Origin of the sequence: Parasphingomonas halimpatiens (genome assembly GCF_036663795.1) — a bacterium.
In the GTDB taxonomy this organism is placed as follows: Bacteria; Pseudomonadota; Alphaproteobacteria; order Sphingomonadales; family Sphingomonadaceae; genus Sphingomonas.
The window spans coordinates 18,861-39,025 of the sequence record NZ_JAXOJP010000030.1; the positions used below are offsets into that span (position 1 = coordinate 18,861).

General features: G+C 65.9%; 16 protein-coding genes. 4 read left to right on the top strand and 12 right to left on the bottom strand.

Annotation, left to right across the window (positions count from 1 at the left end; all coding sequences use genetic code 11):
• Nucleotides 1–104: 104 nt before the first annotated feature.
• From U1839_RS21330 to sseA, 4 genes are all read right to left on the bottom strand, one after another.
• On the bottom strand, nt 105–890 hold the full coding sequence (locus U1839_RS21330; protein ID WP_332805589.1) for a TorF family putative porin: 786 nt from the start codon (nt 888–890) through the stop codon (nt 105–107).
• A 185-nt stretch (nt 891–1,075) separates the two neighbouring features.
• Nucleotides 1,076–2,350, bottom strand: a complete 1,275-nt coding sequence (locus U1839_RS21335) for a mechanosensitive ion channel family protein (RefSeq protein WP_443030653.1) — start codon at nt 2,348–2,350, stop codon at nt 1,076–1,078.
• Between the two features lie 2 nt (nt 2,351–2,352).
• Nucleotides 2,353–3,543: a cystathionine beta-lyase gene (gene metC / locus U1839_RS21340; RefSeq protein ID WP_332805591.1), complete on the bottom strand. Its 1,191-nt coding sequence runs from the start codon at nt 3,541–3,543 to the stop codon at nt 2,353–2,355.
• 10 nt (nt 3,544–3,553) lie between these two features.
• Entirely contained in the window at nt 3,554–4,402 is an 849-nt protein-coding gene (gene sseA, locus U1839_RS21345) for a 3-mercaptopyruvate sulfurtransferase (RefSeq protein ID WP_332805592.1), read from the bottom strand.
• A 124-nt stretch (nt 4,403–4,526) separates the two neighbouring features.
• Here sseA and queF point away from each other — a divergent pair, with 124 nt between their 5' ends.
• The 3 genes from queF (at nt 4,527) to U1839_RS21360 (ending at nt 8,718) form a co-directional block, all read left to right on the top strand.
• Entirely contained in the window at nt 4,527–4,973 is a 447-nt protein-coding gene (gene queF / locus U1839_RS21350; RefSeq protein WP_332805593.1) for a preQ(1) synthase, read from the top strand.
• Nucleotides 4,974–5,117: 144 nt separating this feature from the next.
• Entirely contained in the window at nt 5,118–7,388 is a 2,271-nt protein-coding gene (locus U1839_RS21355; RefSeq protein WP_332805594.1) for a glycosyltransferase family 4 protein, read from the top strand.
• Nucleotides 7,389–7,437: 49 nt separating this feature from the next.
• Complete coding sequence (locus U1839_RS21360; protein WP_332805595.1) at nt 7,438–8,718, top strand: glycoside hydrolase family 130 protein; 1,281 nt, start codon at nt 7,438–7,440, stop codon at nt 8,716–8,718.
• Between the two features lie 23 nt (nt 8,719–8,741).
• On the opposite strand, the gene U1839_RS21365 is transcribed toward U1839_RS21360, so the two are convergent.
• From U1839_RS21365 to hflK, 8 genes are all read right to left on the bottom strand, one after another.
• The gene (locus tag U1839_RS21365) at nt 8,742–10,715 is read right to left on the bottom strand and encodes an OPT family oligopeptide transporter (protein ID WP_332805596.1); all 1,974 of its coding nucleotides are present in this window, start codon (nt 10,713–10,715) and stop codon (nt 8,742–8,744) included.
• A 49-nt stretch (nt 10,716–10,764) separates the two neighbouring features.
• The gene (locus tag U1839_RS21370) at nt 10,765–12,627 is read right to left on the bottom strand and encodes an AsmA family protein (RefSeq protein ID WP_332805624.1); all 1,863 of its coding nucleotides are present in this window, start codon (nt 12,625–12,627) and stop codon (nt 10,765–10,767) included.
• Nucleotides 12,628–12,678: 51 nt separating this feature from the next.
• Nucleotides 12,679–13,080, bottom strand: coding sequence for a hypothetical protein (locus tag U1839_RS21375; RefSeq protein ID WP_332805597.1), 402 nt, complete (start codon nt 13,078–13,080; stop codon nt 12,679–12,681).
• A gap of 43 nt (nt 13,081–13,123) precedes the next feature.
• Nucleotides 13,124–13,768: an MOSC domain-containing protein gene (locus U1839_RS21380; RefSeq protein ID WP_332805598.1), complete on the bottom strand. Its 645-nt coding sequence runs from the start codon at nt 13,766–13,768 to the stop codon at nt 13,124–13,126.
• A complete protein-coding gene (locus U1839_RS21385) occupies nt 13,765–15,432 on the bottom strand; it encodes a helicase HerA-like domain-containing protein (RefSeq protein WP_332805599.1) in 1,668 nt (555 codons plus the stop codon). Before U1839_RS21385 ends, U1839_RS21380 begins: the two co-directional genes overlap by 4 nt.
• Before the next feature lie 82 nt (nt 15,433–15,514).
• Nucleotides 15,515–17,062 carry a Do family serine endopeptidase gene (locus tag U1839_RS21390; RefSeq protein ID WP_332805600.1) on the bottom strand — a complete coding sequence of 516 codons (1,548 nt, stop codon included), beginning with the start codon at nt 17,060–17,062 and terminating at the stop codon, nt 15,515–15,517.
• A gap of 103 nt (nt 17,063–17,165) precedes the next feature.
• On the bottom strand, nt 17,166–17,987 hold the full coding sequence (hflC, locus tag U1839_RS21395; RefSeq protein WP_332805625.1) for a protease modulator HflC: 822 nt from the start codon (nt 17,985–17,987) through the stop codon (nt 17,166–17,168).
• Nucleotides 17,988–18,022: 35 nt separating this feature from the next.
• A complete protein-coding gene (hflK, locus tag U1839_RS21400) occupies nt 18,023–19,123 on the bottom strand; it encodes a protease modulator HflK (RefSeq protein ID WP_443030652.1) in 1,101 nt (366 codons plus the stop codon).
• A gap of 69 nt (nt 19,124–19,192) precedes the next feature.
• Here hflK and U1839_RS21405 point away from each other — a divergent pair, with 69 nt between their 5' ends.
• Nucleotides 19,193–20,164, top strand: coding sequence for an Mrp/NBP35 family ATP-binding protein (locus U1839_RS21405; protein ID WP_332805602.1), 972 nt, complete (start codon nt 19,193–19,195; stop codon nt 20,162–20,164).
• Nucleotide 20,165: the final 1 nt, after the last annotated feature.

The following is a 20,165-nucleotide window of genomic DNA, read 5'->3' on the forward strand; positions in this document are numbered from 1 at the left end:
AAATAGCGCCCTGGCGCAACAAAAAGCGCGCCGCGATCGGGATGATCGCGGCGCGCTTTTTTGTCAGTTCGGGCGAGAGGCAAACTCTCGCCCGAAATGTCAGATCAGAAGCTGACGCCGATCGTGCCGACGACGCCCGAGTTGCTGATCTTCTTGAGGTTGAACGGATTGCGGAAATCCGCGTTGGTATCGACATAGCTGAGACCGAAAGTCAGCACCTTGTACGTCACCGTCGCACCAAGGCCCCAGTCGGTATAGCCCTTCTTGCCGTTGAAATCGGTCGCCAGCCAGCTCGGGCCGAAGCTGTGACCGAGATGCGCGGTCAGGCCGATCGGGGTGTGCGGGATTGCGGCCGAGAGATCGCCGGCGATATAGACGTTGTCATGGCTCGGCCCGGTCGTTTGGTCGAGGCGCAGTGCCTTCTGCTTGAAGGCGTAGTTGATGGTGGCCTTGGCCGTCACCGGACCGAAGGTGTGCGAGATATCGAAATAGGGCTCGGCAAAGTCCGACGAACTGGTGTCGCCCGCGAACTTCGTCTTGGGATAGACGTAGTAGAGCACGCCGCCGTCGATCTTCGTGCCACCGAAGGTCTTCGAATAGCCTGCGATAATGTCGATTTCCTGATGGCCGGCAAGCGACGCGGTGACGTAGCTGTCGGTCGAGGAACCCCACACCGAAACGTAGAAGCCCGACTCATGGGTCAGCGTGATGCTGCCCTGCAGTGCGACATTCTTGTCGGTCTGCGAGACGCCGCGAAAGCGATAGTCACTGACGACGGTCGCGGTCGCATTGATCGTGAGTGCCGGAGGCGGCGCCGCATCATCGGCGAACGCAGGAGCGGCGGTGGCGACGAGCAGGAGCCCGCCGAGCGAGAGAGTGGAGAAGCGCATCGGTTTCCTTCCGAATGGAATGCGACGTCCCCGCCTGCGCGCGTCGGATTTCGTGTCTGTCGGAGGTCTCCCTCCCGCACGATATTCCGTCGGCATTGCAAGATTGCCGAAATGCGCTGCATTGCACAACATAATTCGGCGGTTGCGGCCGATTCGGCTCAAGCTGTTGCGGGAGCGCAACAGTTTCAGTACGGATCCTGTGGTGGCGAGGTCCGTACATGCACTTCGCGCTGCGGGAAGGGTATCTCGATGCCATGTTCCTTGAACAGCCACCACAGCCGGTTGAGCACGTCGGAACGGACATTGCCGACACCGCCCTCCGGGTCGCTGATCCACACCAGTATTTCATGCTCGATCGCGCTGTCGCCGAACGCGGTCAGCCAGACATTGGGCTTGGGCGAGTCGAGGACGCGCGGGCTTTCGTCGGCCGCGCGCAGCATCAGTTGCTGGGCGAGCTTGAGATCGGAGGCGTAGCTCACCCCGACGGGGATGCGGACGCGCACGTTGCGGTCGGTATAGGACCAGTTCTCGACCGCCTGCGTCATCAGATTCTCGTTCGGAATCAGATGTTCCTTGCCGTCGCGCGTGATCACCGAGACGGCGCGGACGCCGATCTTGTTGACCCAGCCAATGTCCTCACCGACGACGATGACGTCGCCCGGCTTGATCGAGCGGTCCATCAGCAGGATGATTCCGGCGATGAGGTTGCCGACCGTCTTCTGCAACCCGAAGCCGATCGCCAGCCCGAGCGCGCCGGAGAAAACCGCGAAGGTCGTCAGATCGATATCGAGCACATCGACACCGACGAAGAAGGCGACCACAACGACGGCGATGCCGGCGAGCTTCTGCGCCAGCAATTTCTGCGTCGCATCGAAGGCGCGTGACTGGCTGACCCAGTGCGCGATGAAGCGATTGGCCAGCCGGACCAGCGCATAGAGTGCGATGATGGTAATCAGGATCGTCAGCAGCGCGAGTAGCGAGAAGCGGCGCTTGCCGACGTCGAAGCCGATCCGCTCCAGCGTCGTCGTAATCGGTTGCAGGCCGCCCACGGCATGGCTGAACAGCGCGACGAACAGCGCGATCGCGACGAGCCACGCCATCCACCGCGCAATGCCCAATCCGCGCAATATCGCGAGCACCGACAGCGCCGTCGCCGCGCCGAGCGCGAGTCCAACCGGCGCCGCGGCGAGCTTCGACCAGTCATGCGCATTGATCAGGATGGCGAGCAGCAGCGCGGCGCTGCCGTGGCGCACGATCCCCGGCAGGCGGCTCCCGAGACTCTCGGCCTGACCCGTCAGCCTGCCTTTCCACGCCTGCGACAGCGGACGCCCGACAAAGCGCTGCGCAGCGAGGCCGATGAGCAGCGCGACCAGCACCAGCGAGCCGGTGATCGCCGCCTCGATCCAGTGCGCGCGCGGAATGCCGCTCAGTCCCTGATCGCGCAGCCAGTCGAGCGGCAGGTTCACGAAGCCGCGCTGAACCGCGCCAGCCCGGCGGCAAGATCGGCGATCAGATCATCGGCATCCTCGAGCCCGATCTGCAGCCGTACCACGGGGCCGGCATCGTCGCGCCGCGTGACGCTGCGATAGCGTTGCGGGTCGATCGGCACGGCGAGGCTTTCGAAACCGCCCCAGCTATAGCCGATGCCGAACAGGTCGAGGCCGTCGATCAGGGCGGCGCGGGCGGCGTCGTTGCCGCCCTGCAGCACGAACGAGAAAAGCCCCGATGAGCCTTTGAAATCGCGCTTGAAGAGTTCGTGGCCCGGGCAGCCGGGCAGGGCAGGGTGTAGTACGCGGGCAACCTCGGGCTGTTCGTTCAGCCAATGCGCGATCTTGAGCGCGCTGGCTTGATGTTGTTGCAGCCGCAGCGCCATCGTTCTCAGCCCGCGCGAGCCGAGCCACGCGTCATCGGGGCTGGTGACCTGGCCGAGCTGGAAACTGGTGTCGCGCAGTCGCGTGAAATGCCCCGGCGCCGCAGTCACCGAACCGAGCATCACGTCGGAATGCCCCACGACATATTTGGTGCACGCCAGAATCGTCAGGTCGATGCCGTGCGCGATCGCCGGAAACAGCAGTGGCGTTGCCCAGGTATTGTCGAGCAGCGTCGTTACCCCGCGCGCCTTTGCGGCGGCGACGATGGCGGGCACGTCCTGCACCTCGAAGGTCAGGCTGCCGGGGCTTTCGAGAAAGATCGCGCGTGTGCGGTCGGTGATCAGGTCGGCGATTCCGGCACCGATCAGCGGATCGTAGAAGCGCGTGGCGATGCCGAGGCGCTTGAGCAGACCGCTCGCCATCGCGCGCGTCGGGTCATAGGCACTGTCGACCAGCAGCAGTTCGTCGCCCGGCGACAGCACCGACAGCAAGGCGGCGGCGATCGCCGCGACGCCGGAAGGGTAGAGGAACGTGCCTTCGGCGCCCGGCTCGAGTTCGGTCAGCGCATCGGCGAGCGACCATTGGGTCGGGGTGCCGCGCCGGCCGTAGAACAGCCGGTGGTGCGTGTCGTTGAGGCGCTCGTGCATCGCCGCGACCGAGTCGTAGAGGATCGTCGAGGCGCGCCACACCGGCGTGTTGACGACGCCGGCGGTCCACTCCTTGCGCCGGCCCGCGGTGACGACGCGGGTCGCGTCGGCGCGCGGGCGGTCGCTCTTGCTCATCCGATGTCCCTCAAGCGGCGCCCATCGCCTTGGGCGTCGTGCGATCGGCACCCCATTCGGACCAGCTGCCATCGTACAACGCGGCATTGTTGCCCAGCAGATGCAGCCCGAACGCGAGCACCGCCGCGGTGATGCCCGAGCCGCAGGTCGTCACCACCGGCTTGGCGAGGTCGATCCCGGCGCCTTCGAACGCCGCCTTGAGCGCGTCGCCCTGCTTCCAGCTGCCGTCAGCGTTGAACACAGCGCCATAGGGCAGGTTTTTCGACCCGGGGATGTGACCGGCATGCGTTGCAGGCCGCGGATCGGGCTCCTCGCCGGTGAAGCGGGCGGCGGAGCGGGCGTCGACCACCTGCTCGGCGCCAGTATCGATGTTCGCCTTCATCTGGTCGAGGGAGCGCACGCCGCTGTCGTCTGCCCACACGGTGAAGTGACGGTGACGCAGTGTCTCCTTGCCGCTCGCCGTGTCACGGCCCTCGGCCTGCCATTTGGCAAGGCCGCCATCGAGGATCGCGACGTCGTGCGCGCCGAAGGTGCGCAGCATCCACCAGGCGCGGGCTGCGGTGTGCAGCGGGGAATTGTCGTAGAGCACGATGCGGCTGCCATCGCCGAGTCCGAGCGATTGCATCCGGCTGGCGAATTTCTCTGCGCTCGGCAGCATCATCGGCAGGTCGGACGCCGTGTCGCGCAGCTCGCCGAGATCCATGAACACCGCGCCGGGAATGTGCGCCGCCTCATATTCCGCCGCCGCATCGCGCGGCGCTTCGCCGGGCACGGCGGTGAAATAGGTCGCATCGACCACGCGCAGATCATTGGCGCCCAGTTCCCCCGCGAGCCATTCGGTCGTTACCAGCGAATCCATTTCGGCATCTCCTCTTGCCCCATCGTCACTAGCCATCGCGCGGCAACGCGTCGAGACGCTGTTGCGTTGCGATCTTTACGCATGGCGGGATGACGCGGCACCTCTCACCGCCTACATCGCGGCCATGACTCCGAAATTCCTTGGCCAGGCCAGCCCGCTGCCCAGTTCGCCCGAAACGGCGGTGCTCGACTATGTCCCCAATCCGCGCCCCGGCCGGCCCTATCTGGTGCGCTTCACCGTGCCCGAGTTCACCTCGCTGTGCCCGGTGACGGCGCAGCCTGATTTCGCGCATCTCGTGATCGACTATGCGCCGGCGGCAACGATCGTTGAATCCAAGTCGCTCAAGCTTTTCCTCGGTGCCTTTCGCAACCACGCGGCGTTCCACGAGGATTGCACCGTTGGCATCGCCGAGCGGCTGTTTGCCGAAATGGCACCGCACTGGCTGCGTATCGGCGGCTATTGGTATCCGCGCGGCGGCATCCCGATCGACGTCTTCTGGCAGTCCGGCCTGCCACCCGAAGGGCTGTGGCTACCGCCGCAGGATGTGCCCGGTTATCGTGGCCGCGGGTGAGCGCTGGCCGCCGCGCAAAACTTAATCCACATCAACATGATTTTTTTGTTGCGGTGCAGCACGCGCGCAACCATATTACTGTCAATCCGTTCAGGGAAGGAAGAGTCGGCTGATTTGGCCTTTGTAACTCGCAAGGAAATGGCAATGACGCGTTCGGCGCGCACGACCACGGCAATCGATCATCTCGCACTGATCGGCAATTTCCTTCCCCGGAAATGCGGCCTTGCAACATATACCACCGACACCTTTACCGCGCTGCGCGATCGGTTTCCGGACATGGCCGTCGATGTCTATGCGATGGACGATCACCCCGGCCGCTACGATTATCCTTCCGCCGTTACCCGCGCCATCCCGGAACAGGACCGGCTTGCCTATATCGATGCCGCCCGTGCGATCGAGGCGAGAGGCGCGCGAGCGGTCTGGCTGCAGCACGAATATGGCATTTTCGGAGGCCCGGCCGGCGAGTATATCCTGGCGTTGCTCGACCGGATCTCGTTGCCGCTGATCGTCACGCTGCACACCGTGCTCGAACAACCCAATGCCGATCAGCGGCGCGTGATGGAGGCGCTGCTGCGCCGTGCCTCGCGTGTCGTGGTCATGGCAGAGCGTGGCCGTGAAATTCTCGAGCGCGTTTACAGCGCCAATCCGCGCACCATCCTGACGATCCCGCACGGCGTGCCCGATCGGCCGTTGCTCGACACCGCCGGCTTCAAGCAGCGCTTTGGCTGGGAAGGCCGCAAGACCATCCTGACTTTCGGTCTGCTCGCACCCGGCAAGGGTATCGAGACGATGATCGAGGCGATGCCGGCGATCGTCGCGGAGAATCCGGACGCGCTTTATGTCGTGCTCGGCGCCACGCACCCCAATCTCGTCGCGCATGAAGGTGAGGCGTATCGCGACCGGCTCGAGGCGCAGGCCGAAGCGCTGGGCGTTGCCGATCACGTCGCCTTCGTCGACGCCTTTGTCGAGCATGACGATCTGCTCGACTATCTCCAGGCGGCCGACATCTACGCCACGCCCTATACCAATCCGGCGCAGATCACCTCGGGTACGCTGTCCTACGCGGTCGGCGTCGGCAAGGCGGTCGTTTCGACGCCCTACGTCCACGCCACCGAGATACTTGCCGACGGCCACGGTGTGCTGGTCGATTTCGGCGACAGCGCGGGCTTCGCACGCGAGATCAATGTGCTGCTCGGTGACGATGTCGCGCGGCAACAGCTTTCTGAGCGCGCCTATGCGCGCGGTCGCACGATGATCTGGTCGCGCCTCGCCGACGCGGCGATGGACGAAATCGCCGCGATGGTCGCCGCCAAGCCGCGCCGGATCGCAACCGCTGCGACCTTTCGCGCGCTCGCGCCCGATTTTGCCGCGGTCGAGCGCATGAGCGACGCCACCGGCATGTTTCAGCATGCCATTCTCTCGGTGCCTGACCGGCGCCACGGCTATTGCATCGACGACAACGCCCGCGCGCTGATGCTCACCGCGCGCCTGCCCGGCATGGACGAGGTGGCGCGCGACAAGTGGATGACGATCTACGCCGCGTTCGTGCAATATGCCTGGAACCCCGACACGCGGCGTTTCCGCAACTTCATGAACTTCGATCGCACCTGGTGCGAGGATACCGGTTCCGAGGATTCCAACGGCCGCGCCTTGTGGGCGCTCGGCGTCACCGCGCGCGAGGCGGGTCTCGCCAAGCATCGCGACTGGGCACGCCGCCTGTTCGACGAAACCGCCAGCCTCGCGCTCGATCTCGGCTCGCCGCGCGCGCAGGGCTTTGCCATGCTCGGCTCGGCTGCGATGCTCGAGGCGCATCCCGGGCACACGCTGGCGACGCATATCCTGACGCGCTTCTCGGCCGATCTGCTCGTCCTGCTGGCGCGCGCGCGTCGGCCGGAATGGCGCTGGTTCGAGATCGTGCTGGCCTATGACAACGCGCGTCTGCCCGAAGCGCTGATCCGCGCCGGCATCGCGCTCGGCCGACAGGACCTGATCGATGTCGGGCTCGATACGCTCGACTGGATTGCCGCGCAGCAGACCGGCTCCGACGGACGTTTCCGCGCCGTCGGCACCGAAAGCTTCGGTCGGCCCTATGCCGATCCGCTGCCCTTCGACCAGCAGCCGCTCGAGGCGCAGGCGACGATCGATGCTTGTCATGCCGCTTTCGACGCCACCGGCGATATGCGCTGGATCGACGAGGCGATGCGCGCCTATCGCTGGTATCTCGGTCGCAACGATCTGGACCTGCCGCTGGCGACGGCGCAGGACGGCGGATGCTTCGACGGCCTTACCCCGGTCGGATTGAACCGAAATCAGGGCGCCGAGTCGATTCTGGCACTGCAATTGGCCTCGGTGGCCATTTCGGGGCTTTCAATCCGCTCCGCAGGCGTGGCAGGGACGTCGCGCGCCGTTGCCTAGCCTCGCTCGGAACGTCGCCGCGTTGCGACAGCCAAGCGAGGCACGACCGTTGATCGAGTTTTTCCAGCATAGCCTGCGGCTGCATGCCGATCCGTCGCGGGTCGTGGTGCGGCCGTTCCACCTTGCCTGGGCCGGAAACGGCGGCAATCGCACCGAACGACTGGTCGCCGAGGTGCGGGCGATGAGCATGGCCGAGACGCGGACCCAGCTCGAGGTGGTGCTCAAGGATTTCGAGGCGCGCCACTGGCAGACCCGCCGCGTGTTCATGACGCGTTATGACGAGATCGAGGCGCAGCTCGGTTTCGATGGCAGCGAGATCGGCGACGAGAAGCGCCAGTTGATCGGCGCCTATTTCTGCCACGAATATAGCTATGCCGCCGCGGCGCTGATGAACCCCAGCGCGGTGCCGCATTTCGACCAGTCGGGTATGCCGCCGGGCTCGATGCGCATCCTGATGTCGCTGCGCGCGGTGGGTGAGGGCCATATTTCCTCGGTCGCGTTCCGCGAGGGGATCATCACCGAGAATAACGAGCTCAAGCTGGCGCCCGAGCCGCCCTTCGCCACCGCGACCGATGCGATCGATCTCGATGAGGAGGAAATGCCCGAGGGCGAGATCACCGTCTATCGCCACCGCGATTCGACGCTGTCGGGCACCGTCATCTTCCCGATCACCAAGGCGCAGTCCAAGGGGCTGGAGGATCTCCGCCTCGTCCAGTTCACGCATGACGATGGCAGCGTCGAGTGGCTCGGCACCTACACTGCCTATAACGGCTCGATGATCCAGTCCGAGCTGATGCGCACGCGCGATTTCCGCGCCTTCGATCTCGTGCCGATGACCGGCCCGGCGGCGCGCAACAAGGGCATGGCGCTGTTCCCGCGCAAGGTGAACGGCCAATATATGATGATCGGCCGGCAGGACGGCGAGAATCTGTTCCTGCTGCAATCCGACACGCTGCTGCACTGGGACGAGGGCGAGAAGCTGCTCACCCCGAAATATCCGTGGGAGCTGGTGCAGATCGGCAATTGCGGCCCGCCGATCGAACTCGACGAGGGTTGGTTGCTGCTGACCCACGGCGTCGGCGCGATGCGCAAATATTCGATCGGTGCGGTGCTGCTCGACAAGGCTGACCCGTCGAAGGTGATCGGCCGCACGCGTGAGCCGATCCTCGCCGCCGCCGACCAGGATCGCGAGGGCTATGTGCCCAACGTCGTCTACTCCTGTGGCGCGCTACGCCATGGCAGCAAGCTGTTCGTGCCCTATGGCGTCGCCGACAGCTCGGTCGCCTTCGCCTTTTTCGACATCGCCAACCTGCTCACCGCGCTGACGTGAGTCTCGGGCTGCGCTCGTCGTAGCTATTGCGATTTGGCTTTCGTCCAGCGGTATAAACCGTAGATCAACCCGGCAAAGACCACGGGCGCCGCTCCCAGCGCGACGGTTTCGAAGCTCGCACCCATGATAGCCAGGGGCGCATCGTTGGGCGGGACGGGCGTGTTGCGATTCGCCCAGGCCAGTACTCCGGCGAAGGCGACGCCGAACAGGCTTTCGCCAACGATCAGGCCCGTTGCGGCAAGCACGCCCATGCGCTCGGCAAAGGCGGGGTACGACGATCGCTTCGCCCAGCGATCATAATAATAGCCGATTACAGCGCCGACCGGAATCAACAGCGTGAGCGACATCGGCAAATAGATGCCCATGCCGACAGCCAGCGGTGGCAGGCGCATTTTGCCGGAGCGCCCGAGCAGTTCGTCGAGGGCGATTACCACGGCACCGAGCAGGGCTCCGGCGCCGATCAGGTTCCAGTCGAGGCTGCCGCCAAGGACGCCTTTGGCGATCGACGAGATCAACGCCGCCTGGGGTGCCGAAAGCGCGTTCTCGCCGGCATTGGGCATCCCGACAAAACCGAGCGTGTTCTTGAGCAGATCGAGTACGATCGGGATGACCAGCGAGCCGAAGACCACGCCCATCACCAGCGCGACCTGTTGTTTCCACGGCGTCGCCCCGACCAGCTGCCCGGTCTTCAGGTCCTGCAGGTTGTCGTTGGAGATGGTGGCGATCGAAAAGATGATCGCGGTTGTGAACAGTGCATAGGCGATCAGCGCAGAGGTTCGCTCCGGGTCGATGCTGTGGCCGAAGATCGCTACCAGCAGCAGCGATGCGCCAAGGACCGCGAGGATCCCGACGCCGGAGACCGGTGAGTTCGACGCGCCGATCAGTCCGGCCATGTAACCGCATACTGCGGCGATCATAATGCCCACGATCAGGATATAGACCAGCGTGCCGCCGATCACGGCAAATGGATGCTCATGGACCGGGCCTCCGGTCGAGAAGCTCCACAACAGCCATCCGATCGGCAGCAGCGTCAAAGCCGTCGCCGCAGCAACGATACCGATCGGCAGGTCGCGTTCGGTCAATTCGAGCACCGTGCCACTGGCCCTGGCACGCGACGCGGCCATCGCGGAGCGCAGGCCGGCGATGATCGGCCCGATGATCCGTAATAGCGACCACATGGCGGCGACGCCGATCACCCCGGCACCGACGAACCGCACCTGATCACGGAAGACCGTCTTGATCAGGGCATCGACCGGTTCCGCGGCGGCGTGGAACGAGGCGAGATAAGGTACCAGCCCGGTCCAGGCGATCAGCATGCCGACGAACATCGCCATGCCGACCGAGATGCCGACGAGATGGCCGACGCCGATCAGAAGCATCGAATAGCTGGCGGAAAAACCCGTGGCGGTGCCGCCGATGCGGAAATTCTTCGCCGCCTCCGGTGCTACCAGCTTCATCGCTGCAAGCAGGGCATAGCCCGCTGAAACGATCGAGCCGAAGATGATTACCCGCAGGCCCTTGGCATTCTCCAGATCGCCTTTGGCAGATTCCGAGCCGACCTTTAGCACTTCCGCCGCTGCCACGCCCTCCGGATAGGGCAGGTCGGATCCCGTCACCAGCGCGCGGCGTAGCGGCACTGAAAACATCACGCCCAATACCCCGCCGGTGATGCACACCGCGACCGTCGTCCAATAGGGAAAGCCGGTCCACCAGCCGATCATGATCAGACCAGGCAACACGAACACGATCGCCGCCAGCGTGCCCGCCGCCGAGGCGATCGTCTGGACGATGTTGTTTTCAAGGATGCTGGCATTTTTGAAGAAGCGCAGGATCGCCATCGATACCACTGCGGCCGGGATCGAGGTCGCAAAGGTCAGGCCGACTTTCAGTCCGGCGTAGACATTGGCCGCGGTGAACAGCAGCGTGATGACGCCGCCGAGCAGGATGCCGCGCAGAGTCAGCTCGGCGGGGGAGGGGATGGTCTTGCTCTGGCTCATGACATGATCGTGGCACATTGAAGCTGAACGTAACACCGCGAATTCGCGGCTATTGCAGCACCCGCCGCGCCAGCCCCGCGCAATCCGCATCGCGCGCCAGCGGCCCCTGATCGCCGCGAATCGCGCGCCCGATCGCCTTGAAGATGTTGCCGACCGATTTGACCCCCGGCGGAATCACCGGCTCGGGCTGCTTGATCGTGCCGCCGATATGCAGCGAGCCCGGCAGGCGCAGCACGATGCGATCCTTGGGCCGCCCGGTCATGTCGAGCGCCAGCGTTTCGGCCGGAAAGGTGATAGTGCCGCTACCGTTGGACTGGCTGCGCGTGGTGTCGATCACGAACGGATCGGCGCGCCCGACGCCGTGACGCAGGTCAAGACGGAGCGCCACGCAGCGTAGCCCTGCCTCTTCGTCCCCGCCGGTGAAGAGGCTGCGCCCCGCGTCGAAGCCGATCATCGAGGCGATCCTCGCCGGCAGCCGCCCGTCGCGCGCGACCACGCCGAGCGTGCCGTCGCTATTGCCGACCGCCTCACGGATCGTGCTGCCCGCGCCGCTGAGCCGCGCCCGCGCGTCGAACCGTCCGTCGACCGCACCGCCGGCGGTGCCGGCGATCACGCCGAGGCTCGAATCGCGGATCGCGAGGTCGATCGTCACGAGCGGAATGGGCCGCCCGCCGCGCTGGTCGACGCGCAGCGTGCCGCTCATCGTTCCGCGCTGCATCGTGAAGCGCAGCGGATCGACCGTCATCAGTTGACGGTCCATCGTCACGCGCCCGCTGAGGCCGGTAAAGGCGCCGGCGCCGCCATTATCGATCAGATGCCGCACGGTGAACTCGATGGTGCCGTCGGTGGTGGCGATCTTGGCGATGTTGATGCGCAGGTTCGGCACGAGTTTCTCGCCCTCGGCCCGCGTCAGCGCCGCGGCTTTGGCGAGCCCCTCGTTCGAGGAAAAGTCGTTGAAGCGCAGCCGATCGGCGACGATCGCGCCGTCCAGCCGGGTGCGGCCATCGGCCTTGTGGACGGTAATATGCCCGGCGATGTCGGACTGGCCGATCCGCCCGGTGACGCTGCTGACATTCCAGTCACGCCCATCGCGTCGTGCGTGCGCGGTGAGGGTTACCGGCTGCGTCTCGATCAGACCGGCCTCGATGATCGCGTCGATCAGATTGAGATTGGTCGCGCGGGCGGCGACGTCGATCGTCATGTGGTGCGTATCGAGCGGGGCGTCCATTGTGCCGCGAGCGCTCATCGTTAACGCCGGTCCGTCGATCCTTGCCTGGAATGGCCATGGCTTGCCGTCCGGAGTCACGGCCGGTCCGCGCGCGGTGACGCTGACGGATTGCCCGCGCACGACACCGACGCCGCCGACGCGAAAGCCTTGCGCATCGGATGACAGCGTCAGATCGAACGAGCGCTGCCGCAAGGCATCGCGATAGGTCACGCGCGCGTCGCGGAGTATCAAATGGGTGATCTTTGGCGCAGCACCATCACCGCCGGCCGCGGCGCCGTCCTTGCGCCAGTTGACGCGGTGCTGCGCGTCGCGGGCGAGCGCGAGGCGCAATCCGTCGATCTCGACCGATAGCGGTTCGAACCGCCCGATCAGCACCGCCCAGGCCGAAAAACGTACGCGTGCCGTGACGATATGCGCCAGCGTGCCTTTGCCCGCCCAGGCGGCTTGCGGCACGCTGAGATCATGGATCGCGATGGTCGGCTTGAACGAGAAGCGGTCGAGCCGTTCGATCCGCCCGATCGTCACCTGCCGGCCGAACCGCTCGCTGGCCCGTTGCGCCACCGTTTCGCGCAATATTCCCCACGGGAAGGCGGCGAGCAGGAGCAGCAGAAGCACGCTCACGCCGGCGACGATGCCGGCGGCCCAGTGCGCGCGCGGGCTGGCGATCAGATCTCGAAACGGCATCACCCAAGGACGAATTAGCCGCGCTTTCGTTCCGGGCGCGTAACCGCGAGGCTATCGGCAGATAATGTCGGTCTCGGTGGTACGATGAAAGGCGATCAGTTTGATATTGCGGAGACGGTAGGGCCAATATTCCAAGCTCAGCTTGTTGTCCGGCAGGACCCGACAGACACTTGTCGATTGCGACCTGCCATCAGGCCCGGTGATAATGGCCCGATAGTCGAGCAACTTCGCATCGTTTTTCTCAACCGTCAGCGAGGTCCCGGCGTCGCGTGTCGCGAGTTCGACTTTCACCTCGCCCGGGCCGGCATGTTGTTCCGGCCTGGCATGGTGCTCGATGATGGTCACGGTGCCATCGTCCTGCGGACGAATGATCATCGCATCACCAGGCTCAATTTGCACACCGGAAAGCGGTGGCGAGGCCGCCTGCAGCAGCATCAAAAATGGCATAAGCATTTCGGCGTTCCTCCAATCCGCATCGATCCTTCATCTGCGCCGGTCACGAATCCAGCGCGGCGCGCGCCCTGGCGGCGATGCGGCTGGCGACGCCCGGCATCTCGGCCATCGCGCGCATCTCCACCACATCGGCTCCACCCAGATTGACTATTGTGACAAGTCGCGAAAAGGCGAACGCCGGGTTCGGCCGCTCCACCAGCGTAACCGCGTCGCCGGCCGTGATCGCGCCTTCGCGCAGCACGCGGTAATACCAGCCCGAGCGACCGCTGCGCACCATCGCCTTGCCGAGCCGCGCCTCGCCGAGCGCGAGCGCCAGCTTGAAGCATGGCCGGCGCGGCTGGCACAGCTGCAACAAGGCGGTGCCGATGGCATGGACGTCGCCGACGCAGAGATCGGACTCGTCGATGCCGGCGATCGTCAGATTTTCGCCCATGCTCCCCGCCACGAAGCGGTCGGCAAGATTCGGAAAGTCGTTCGCCCAAAGCGGATAATGGCTCGCGGCATAGCCATAGACCGCCTTTTCCGGCCCGCCATGGACGGTCAGGTCCGCCTGCGCATCACCATCGAGCCCGAGCGTCCCCACCTCGACCGGGCCGGCGACCGCCTGCTTGACGAAGCCGCTCGGCACCGCATCGGGGCCGAGCGGCGCGATCTGCCCGACCTGGAGCGAGGCGACCCGCGCGATCACCGCCCCTTGAACAGCCCGCCCAGCACGCCGCGCACCAGTCCCCCGACGATGCTCGCCCCGCCGCCGCGCGACGATCCGAACACCGATTTGGCAACCTCGTTGGCGACCTGGCGCCCGATCGCCGAACTGGCCGAGCGCGCGGCCGAGGTCGCCATGCGGCTCCACGGGCTGTTCGCGGCGGCACGTGCCTCTGCCGCCTGTTGCTGCGCCTGCAACCGTGCCTGGCGATCGGCCTCGCGCTGGTCGGCGATGCGCTGACGCTCGGCGTCCTTGGCGGCGCGGGCATCTTCCTTGGCCTGGGCGGCGGCGGCCTTGTCGGCCTCGGTCTTGGCGTTTGCCTCGGCGGCGGCGGCGGCGGCTTCGCGCGTCTTTGTGCCGATCAGTTCGGCGGCAGACTCGCGGTTGAGCAGCTTGTCATATTTGTCGCCGATCGGGTCGGTCTGGATCATCACCGCGCGCTCCTGCGGCGTGACCGGGCCGACGCGCGAGCTGGGCGGCTTTATCAGCGTGCGCACCACCGGCGCGGGGGCGCCGTCGGGCTGGAGCAGCGACACCAGCGCCTCGCCGACCTTCAGCTCGGTGATCGCGGTCGACACGTCGACGCCGGGGTTGGCGCGGAAGGTGTCGGCCGCCGCCTGCACCGCCTTTTGGTCGCGCGGCGTGAAGGCGTTGAGCTTGTGCTGCACGCGGTTGCCGAGCTGTCCCGCGACGCTGTCGGGAATGTCGATCGGGTTCTGTGTGATGAAATAGACGCCGACGCCCTTAGACCGGATCAGCCGCACGACCTGTTCGATCTTGTCGAGCAGCGCCTTGGGCGCGTCGTCGAACAGCAGGTGCGCCTCATCGAAGAAGAAACACAGCCTGGGCTTGTCGGGGTCGCCGATCTCGGGAAGGTGCTCGAACAGCTGGCTGAGCAACCACAGCAGGAAGGTGGAATAGAGCTTGGGGCTCGCCATCAGCTTGTCGGCGGCGAGGATGTTGACGATGCCGCGGCCCTTGTCATCGACCCCGATGAAGTCGTCCATCGCCAGTGCCGGCTCGCCGAAGAAATGCTCGCCCCCCTGGCTGCGCAGCTGCAGCAGCGAGCGCTGGATCGTCCCGACCGATTGCTTGGTGATGTTGCCGTAGGTCACGGTCAGCTCGTCGGCGCGATTGGCGCAATCGACGAGGATCGCCTGAAGATCGTCGAGGTCGAGCAGCAGCAGCTCTTCCTTGTCTGCGACGGTGAAGGCAATCGTCAGCACGCCTTCCTGCACCTCGTTGAGGCCCATCAGCCGCGACAGCAGCAGCGGCCCCATTTCGGAGATGGTGGTGCGGATCGGATGGCCCTGTTCGCCGAACAGATCCCAGAACTGCACCGGATTGTCGCTATACGACCAGCCGTCGAAGCCGATCTCCTTCGCCCGCGCGGCGAAAATGTCGTGGAGCTTGGAGGTGGGCGAGCCCGCCATGGCCAGCCCCGAGAGATCGCCCTTCACATCGGCGACGAAGCACGGCACGCCGTCGCGCGACAGCCCGTCGATGATGCCCTGGATCGTCACGGTCTTGCCCGTGCCGGTGGCCCCGGCGATCAGGCCATGGCGGTTGGCGCGCTTCAACTCGAGCTGGAGCTGCGGGGTGCCGCCCGCGCCGCTGCCGATGAAGATACCCGTCTCGTCCGTCATTCCCCACTCCCGAAAGGCTCGTCTCCCGCCGCCATGCGGTCGGGAGACGAATCTTTAGGGGGCCGGGCGAACGATGGCTAGCTTACTTGCGGAGCTTGACGCCGACGAAGACGGCAGGGCTCTTGCCGCGCACCACCAGCAAGGCGACCTGGTCGCGGCCGGCCTGCTTGGCCTGGGCGATCACCGCGCCAAGCTGCGCCGGCGCGGTCGTCGGCACACCGTTTGCCGCGACGATGACGTCGCCGCGCTTCAGCTTCTGCCCGGCATCGGTCGAGGCATCGACCGTGGCGATCACCACGCCGCGTACCGTCGAGTCGACGCCGATCGACCGTGCGATCTGCGGCGTCAGCGTCTGCACCGAAAGACCGAGCGCGTTGGCCGAGGCCTGGCCGGGCGACTTCGAATCGCCATCGCCACTGCCCAGCGCATCGTCATCGCCGCCGCTGCCACCGGTGAGCGCCGCGATCTGGTCCTCCGACGGACGCGTCCCGATCGTCGCGGTCAGCGTCAAATTCTTGCCCTGGCGGATGACCTCGATCGGTACGCGTGTGCCCGGCGCGACATTGGCGACGAGATAGCTCAGCGACTGGTCGGGCGTGACGTCCTTGCCGCCGACGCGGACCACCACGTCGCCGACCTGCAAGCCCGCCTTGGCGGCTGCCTCGCCCGGCTCGATCGTGCGGAGCAACTCGCCATGGTTCTTCTGCAGGTTGAGCGCCGCAGCGAGATCGTCGTCGAGCGGCTGTGGGCCGACGCCGAGATAACCGCGCGCAATTTTGGTGCCGCTCATCAGCTTCTCGATCACCGGCTTGGCGTCGCCGGCCGGGATGGCGAAGCCGATGCCGATATTGCCGCCCGACTGGCCGGCGAAGATCTGCGAGTTGATGCCGATGACGTTGCCGTTCATGTCGAACATCGGGCCGCCCGAATTGCCCTGATTGATTGCCGCATCGGTCTGGATGAAGCGATCATAGGCGCCGCCGCCGGTGACGCGGTGCAGCGCCGAGACGATGCCCGCAGTGACGGTCGAGCCGATGCCGAACGGATTGCCGATCGCGATGACCCAGTCGCCGACGCGCGCATGATCCGAATCGCCGAAGCGCACGAAGGGCAGGTTGGTCGCGTCGATCTTGAGCAGCGCGAGGTCGGAGGTGGGATCGCGCCCGATCAGCTTGGCCTTATATTCCTTGCGGTCGATCAGCGTGACGGTGATCGAATCGACCGTCGCGCCCTTCGCGCCGGGCGCGACGACGTGATTGTTGGTCACGACATAGCCATCCGCCGAGATCAGGAAGCCCGATCCGAGCGATTGCGCCTCGCGCGTCGCCGGCTGACCGTTGCCGTCGCCCTGCTGGCCGTTCATCTGGTTGAACAATTCACCGAACGGCGTGCCGGCAAAGGGGTTTGCGGCCTGCTGGACGGGGACGTGCTGGCTGGTCGAGATGTTGACCACCGCCGGCTGGAGCTTCGCGACCATGTCGGCAAAGCTCATCGGCGCGCCCGGGCGCGGAGCGGTGGCGGCAATGACGCCGGGCTCGTTCTGCGCCGTCTGGGCGGGCGGGGTGAGCGTTACAGCGGCGGCCGCGCCGCTGAGCAGAAGGGCACCGGTAATAGCATAGGCGTAACGCACGTGGTTGTGTTCCTCTCGTCTGCCGCGGGGGCTATCGCGCCTCTATCGGGCTGCGATGCTGAACGGCGATTGAATATGAACGGTTCGACAGCATGTCCGGTTGCTACTTTCGGCCGACAAACTGCTTCAGATAACTGTTCTCGGGCGACAGGATGATCGACGTCGCGCCCGGTGACTGCGCGCCGCCGTTGAAGGTCGTGCGGTAGGACTGCATCGCGCGATAGAAATCGTAGAATTCGGGGTCCTTGTTGAAGCTGGTGGCGTAGATGTTCGCCGCCTGTGCCTCGGCATCGGCACGGATGATCTGCGCGTCGCGGAAACCCTGTGCGCGGATCGTCGTCGCCTGTTGCTTGCGCGCCGAGCGCATCCGGTCGAGCGCGCTGTCCAGCGGGCTGCCGCTCGGCAGATCGGCGTGCTTGATCCGCACATCGACGATCTCGACGCCATATTGCGAAGCGAGTTTCTGCAGCCGGGCCTGGATATTGTCCATCACCCGTTCGCGTTCCGGGGTCAGCAGCGTCGCCGAGGGCTGATTGCCCAGTTCATTGCGGATCGCGTTGCCGAGCAATGGTTGCAGCGCATCGGTCACACCGCGCTCGCTGCGCGCCGTCACGACCATCTTGAGCGGGTCGACCACGCGAAAGCGCGCATAGGCGTCGACTTCGAGCGGGAGCTGATCCGACGACAGCACCTGCTGGTTGTCGTAATCGACGTCGAGGATACGCTTGTCGACCCACACGATCTTGTCGAAGAACGGAATGCGCGCGATCAGCCCGGCGCCGGTGGTGTCGCCAAACCGCTCGCCCCTGCGAAAGGCGTTGACCGTCCGCACCGGCTTTTCGAGCCGCAGGATGACCGCCTGGCTGGTTTCGGGGACGATCGTCAGCGTGTTGCCGATCACGATCAGCACGAACAGCGCGACCATCGCCAGCGTGATCGGATTGCGGAGCAGGGTGCGGTTCACTTGGCGGCTCCCGGTTGCGCGGCGGGTTCGGCAGCGCGCCTGGCGGCGCCGAGCGGCAGGTAAGGCATCACGCCGGGTGTCTCGACGATCGTCTTGTCGCTCTTGCCGAGCACGTCTTCCATCGTCTCGTAATACATGCGCCGGCGTGTCACGTCGGGCGCGAGCTTGTATTGGACATAAACGCGGTCGAACTGACCGGCCTCGCCCTGCGCCTTGGCGATCAGCTGCTGGGCATAACCCTGCGCAGCGTTGCGCGCCGACACCGCATCGGTGGTCGCAGCGGTAACATCCTTGAACGCGTCACTTACCGCCGATGGCGCGACGGCGCGGTTGACCGCAACGCCGGTGATGCGGATGCCCGAATGATATTCGTCGAGGATGTGCTGCATGCGCTGCTGGACCTGCGACTCGATCCTGCTGCGGCCTTTGCCGATCGCGTCGTCGAGGCTCATATTGGCAACCGCCTCGCGCATCGCGCTTTCGGCGGTCGCGCGCACCGTCGCGCGGGGCTCGGCGATCTGGAAGACATAGTCCTCCGGGCTGGTGATGCTCCAGCGCACCGCATAGGACAGATTGATGATGTTGCGGTCACCGGTCAGCGTCAGATTCTCGGCGTCGCCGCTTTCCGGGAAATTCTCCAGACGAATCTGCTGCACATCGACGCGCGTCACGTCGGCGAACGGGGCAGGCAGGGTGAAATTATAGCCCGGTTCGAGCGTCCCCCAATAGCGTCCGAACAAGGTCACCACGCCGCGTTGCTGCGGCGCGATCGGATGGAAGCCGGTCAGCAGCAGCCAAGCAATGACGATCAGCGCGGTGCCGATGCCCCATAGGGCGCGGGGCCCGGGCGCCCCGGGGATGCCGGGTCGCCCGCCGCCCGAGCCACCACCGCCGCCGCCACGCGCGCGGCGCAGCAGTTCGTCGAGCGCGCTTGGCCCCGGCGTACCGCGCTTGCCGCCCGGCGGCACGGCCCAGGGGTTGCGCGGGCCGCCATTATCGTCCCCGCCGGTCGGGCCGTTGCCGGGCCCCCACGGGTTCTTGGGTCCGTCCACGGTCATGATACCGGCGCGCGATCGCCAGCGGGAGAGCATTGTCATGCGCCCTTTATAGGTAGGCATGACGGGAAAAACAGTGGCAACCGGCGTTGCGCGGCCTATCTGGCCGGCATGACCGATATAGACCCGCTCGACACCGCGCTTTCCGCAGCCCTTTCCGCCGTTGCCGGCCCGCGCGCCACGCCGCGCCGCGACGGCGGCCGCGCCAGTATCATTCTCGACGTGACCGGGCTCGACCAGCCCGCGCGCGATTCGCTGGAAGAGGCGGTGCGTGGCGCCGCTTCGGGCGTCGCGGGCATCGAAACGGTGCGAATCGCGCAGACCAGCACACGTTCGCGCCGCATCTCGATCGCTGTGGCCAGCGGCAAGGGCGGCGTCGGCAAGTCGACCGTCTCGGCCAATCTCGCCATCGCGCTGAAGAATCTCGGCCGCCGCGTCGGCATGGTCGATGCCGACATCTACGGCCCATCGCAGCCGACCCTGCTCGGCGTGGTCGGCTCGCGGCCGATCGCGCGCGACAAGCTGCTGATCCCGGTCGAAACGCCCTTTGGCGTGCCGCTGCTGTCGATGGGCCAACTGGTCGAACCCGGCCAGGCGATCGCCTGGCGCGGGCCGATGGCCGCCGGTGCGCTCGGCCAGCTGGTCGATGCCGACTGGGGGCTCGCCGATACGCTGGTGATCGATCTGCCGCCGGGCACCGGCGACGTTCAGCTGACCATGATCCAGAAGCACAAGCCGGCGGGCGCGGTGATCGTCTCGACCCCGCAGGATCTCGCGCTGATCGACGCACGCCGCGCGATCGACCTGTTCGTCAAGGCCGGGGTGCCCGTGATCGGGCTGGTCGAGAATATGGCGGGCTATCAATGCCCGCATTGCGGCGAGGTGTCGGATCCGTTCGGCCGCGGCGGGGCGGAGGCTGCGGCGGCGGTGCTGGGGATCGATTTCCTCGGCCGCATCCCGCTCGACATCGCGATTCGCGAGGCGTCCGATGCCGGAGCGCCGCCGACTGCGGGGAACGGTCCCGAGGCGCTGGCGTTCAACGCCGTGGCGCAGCGTGTGCTGCACTGGATCGACAGCCATTGAT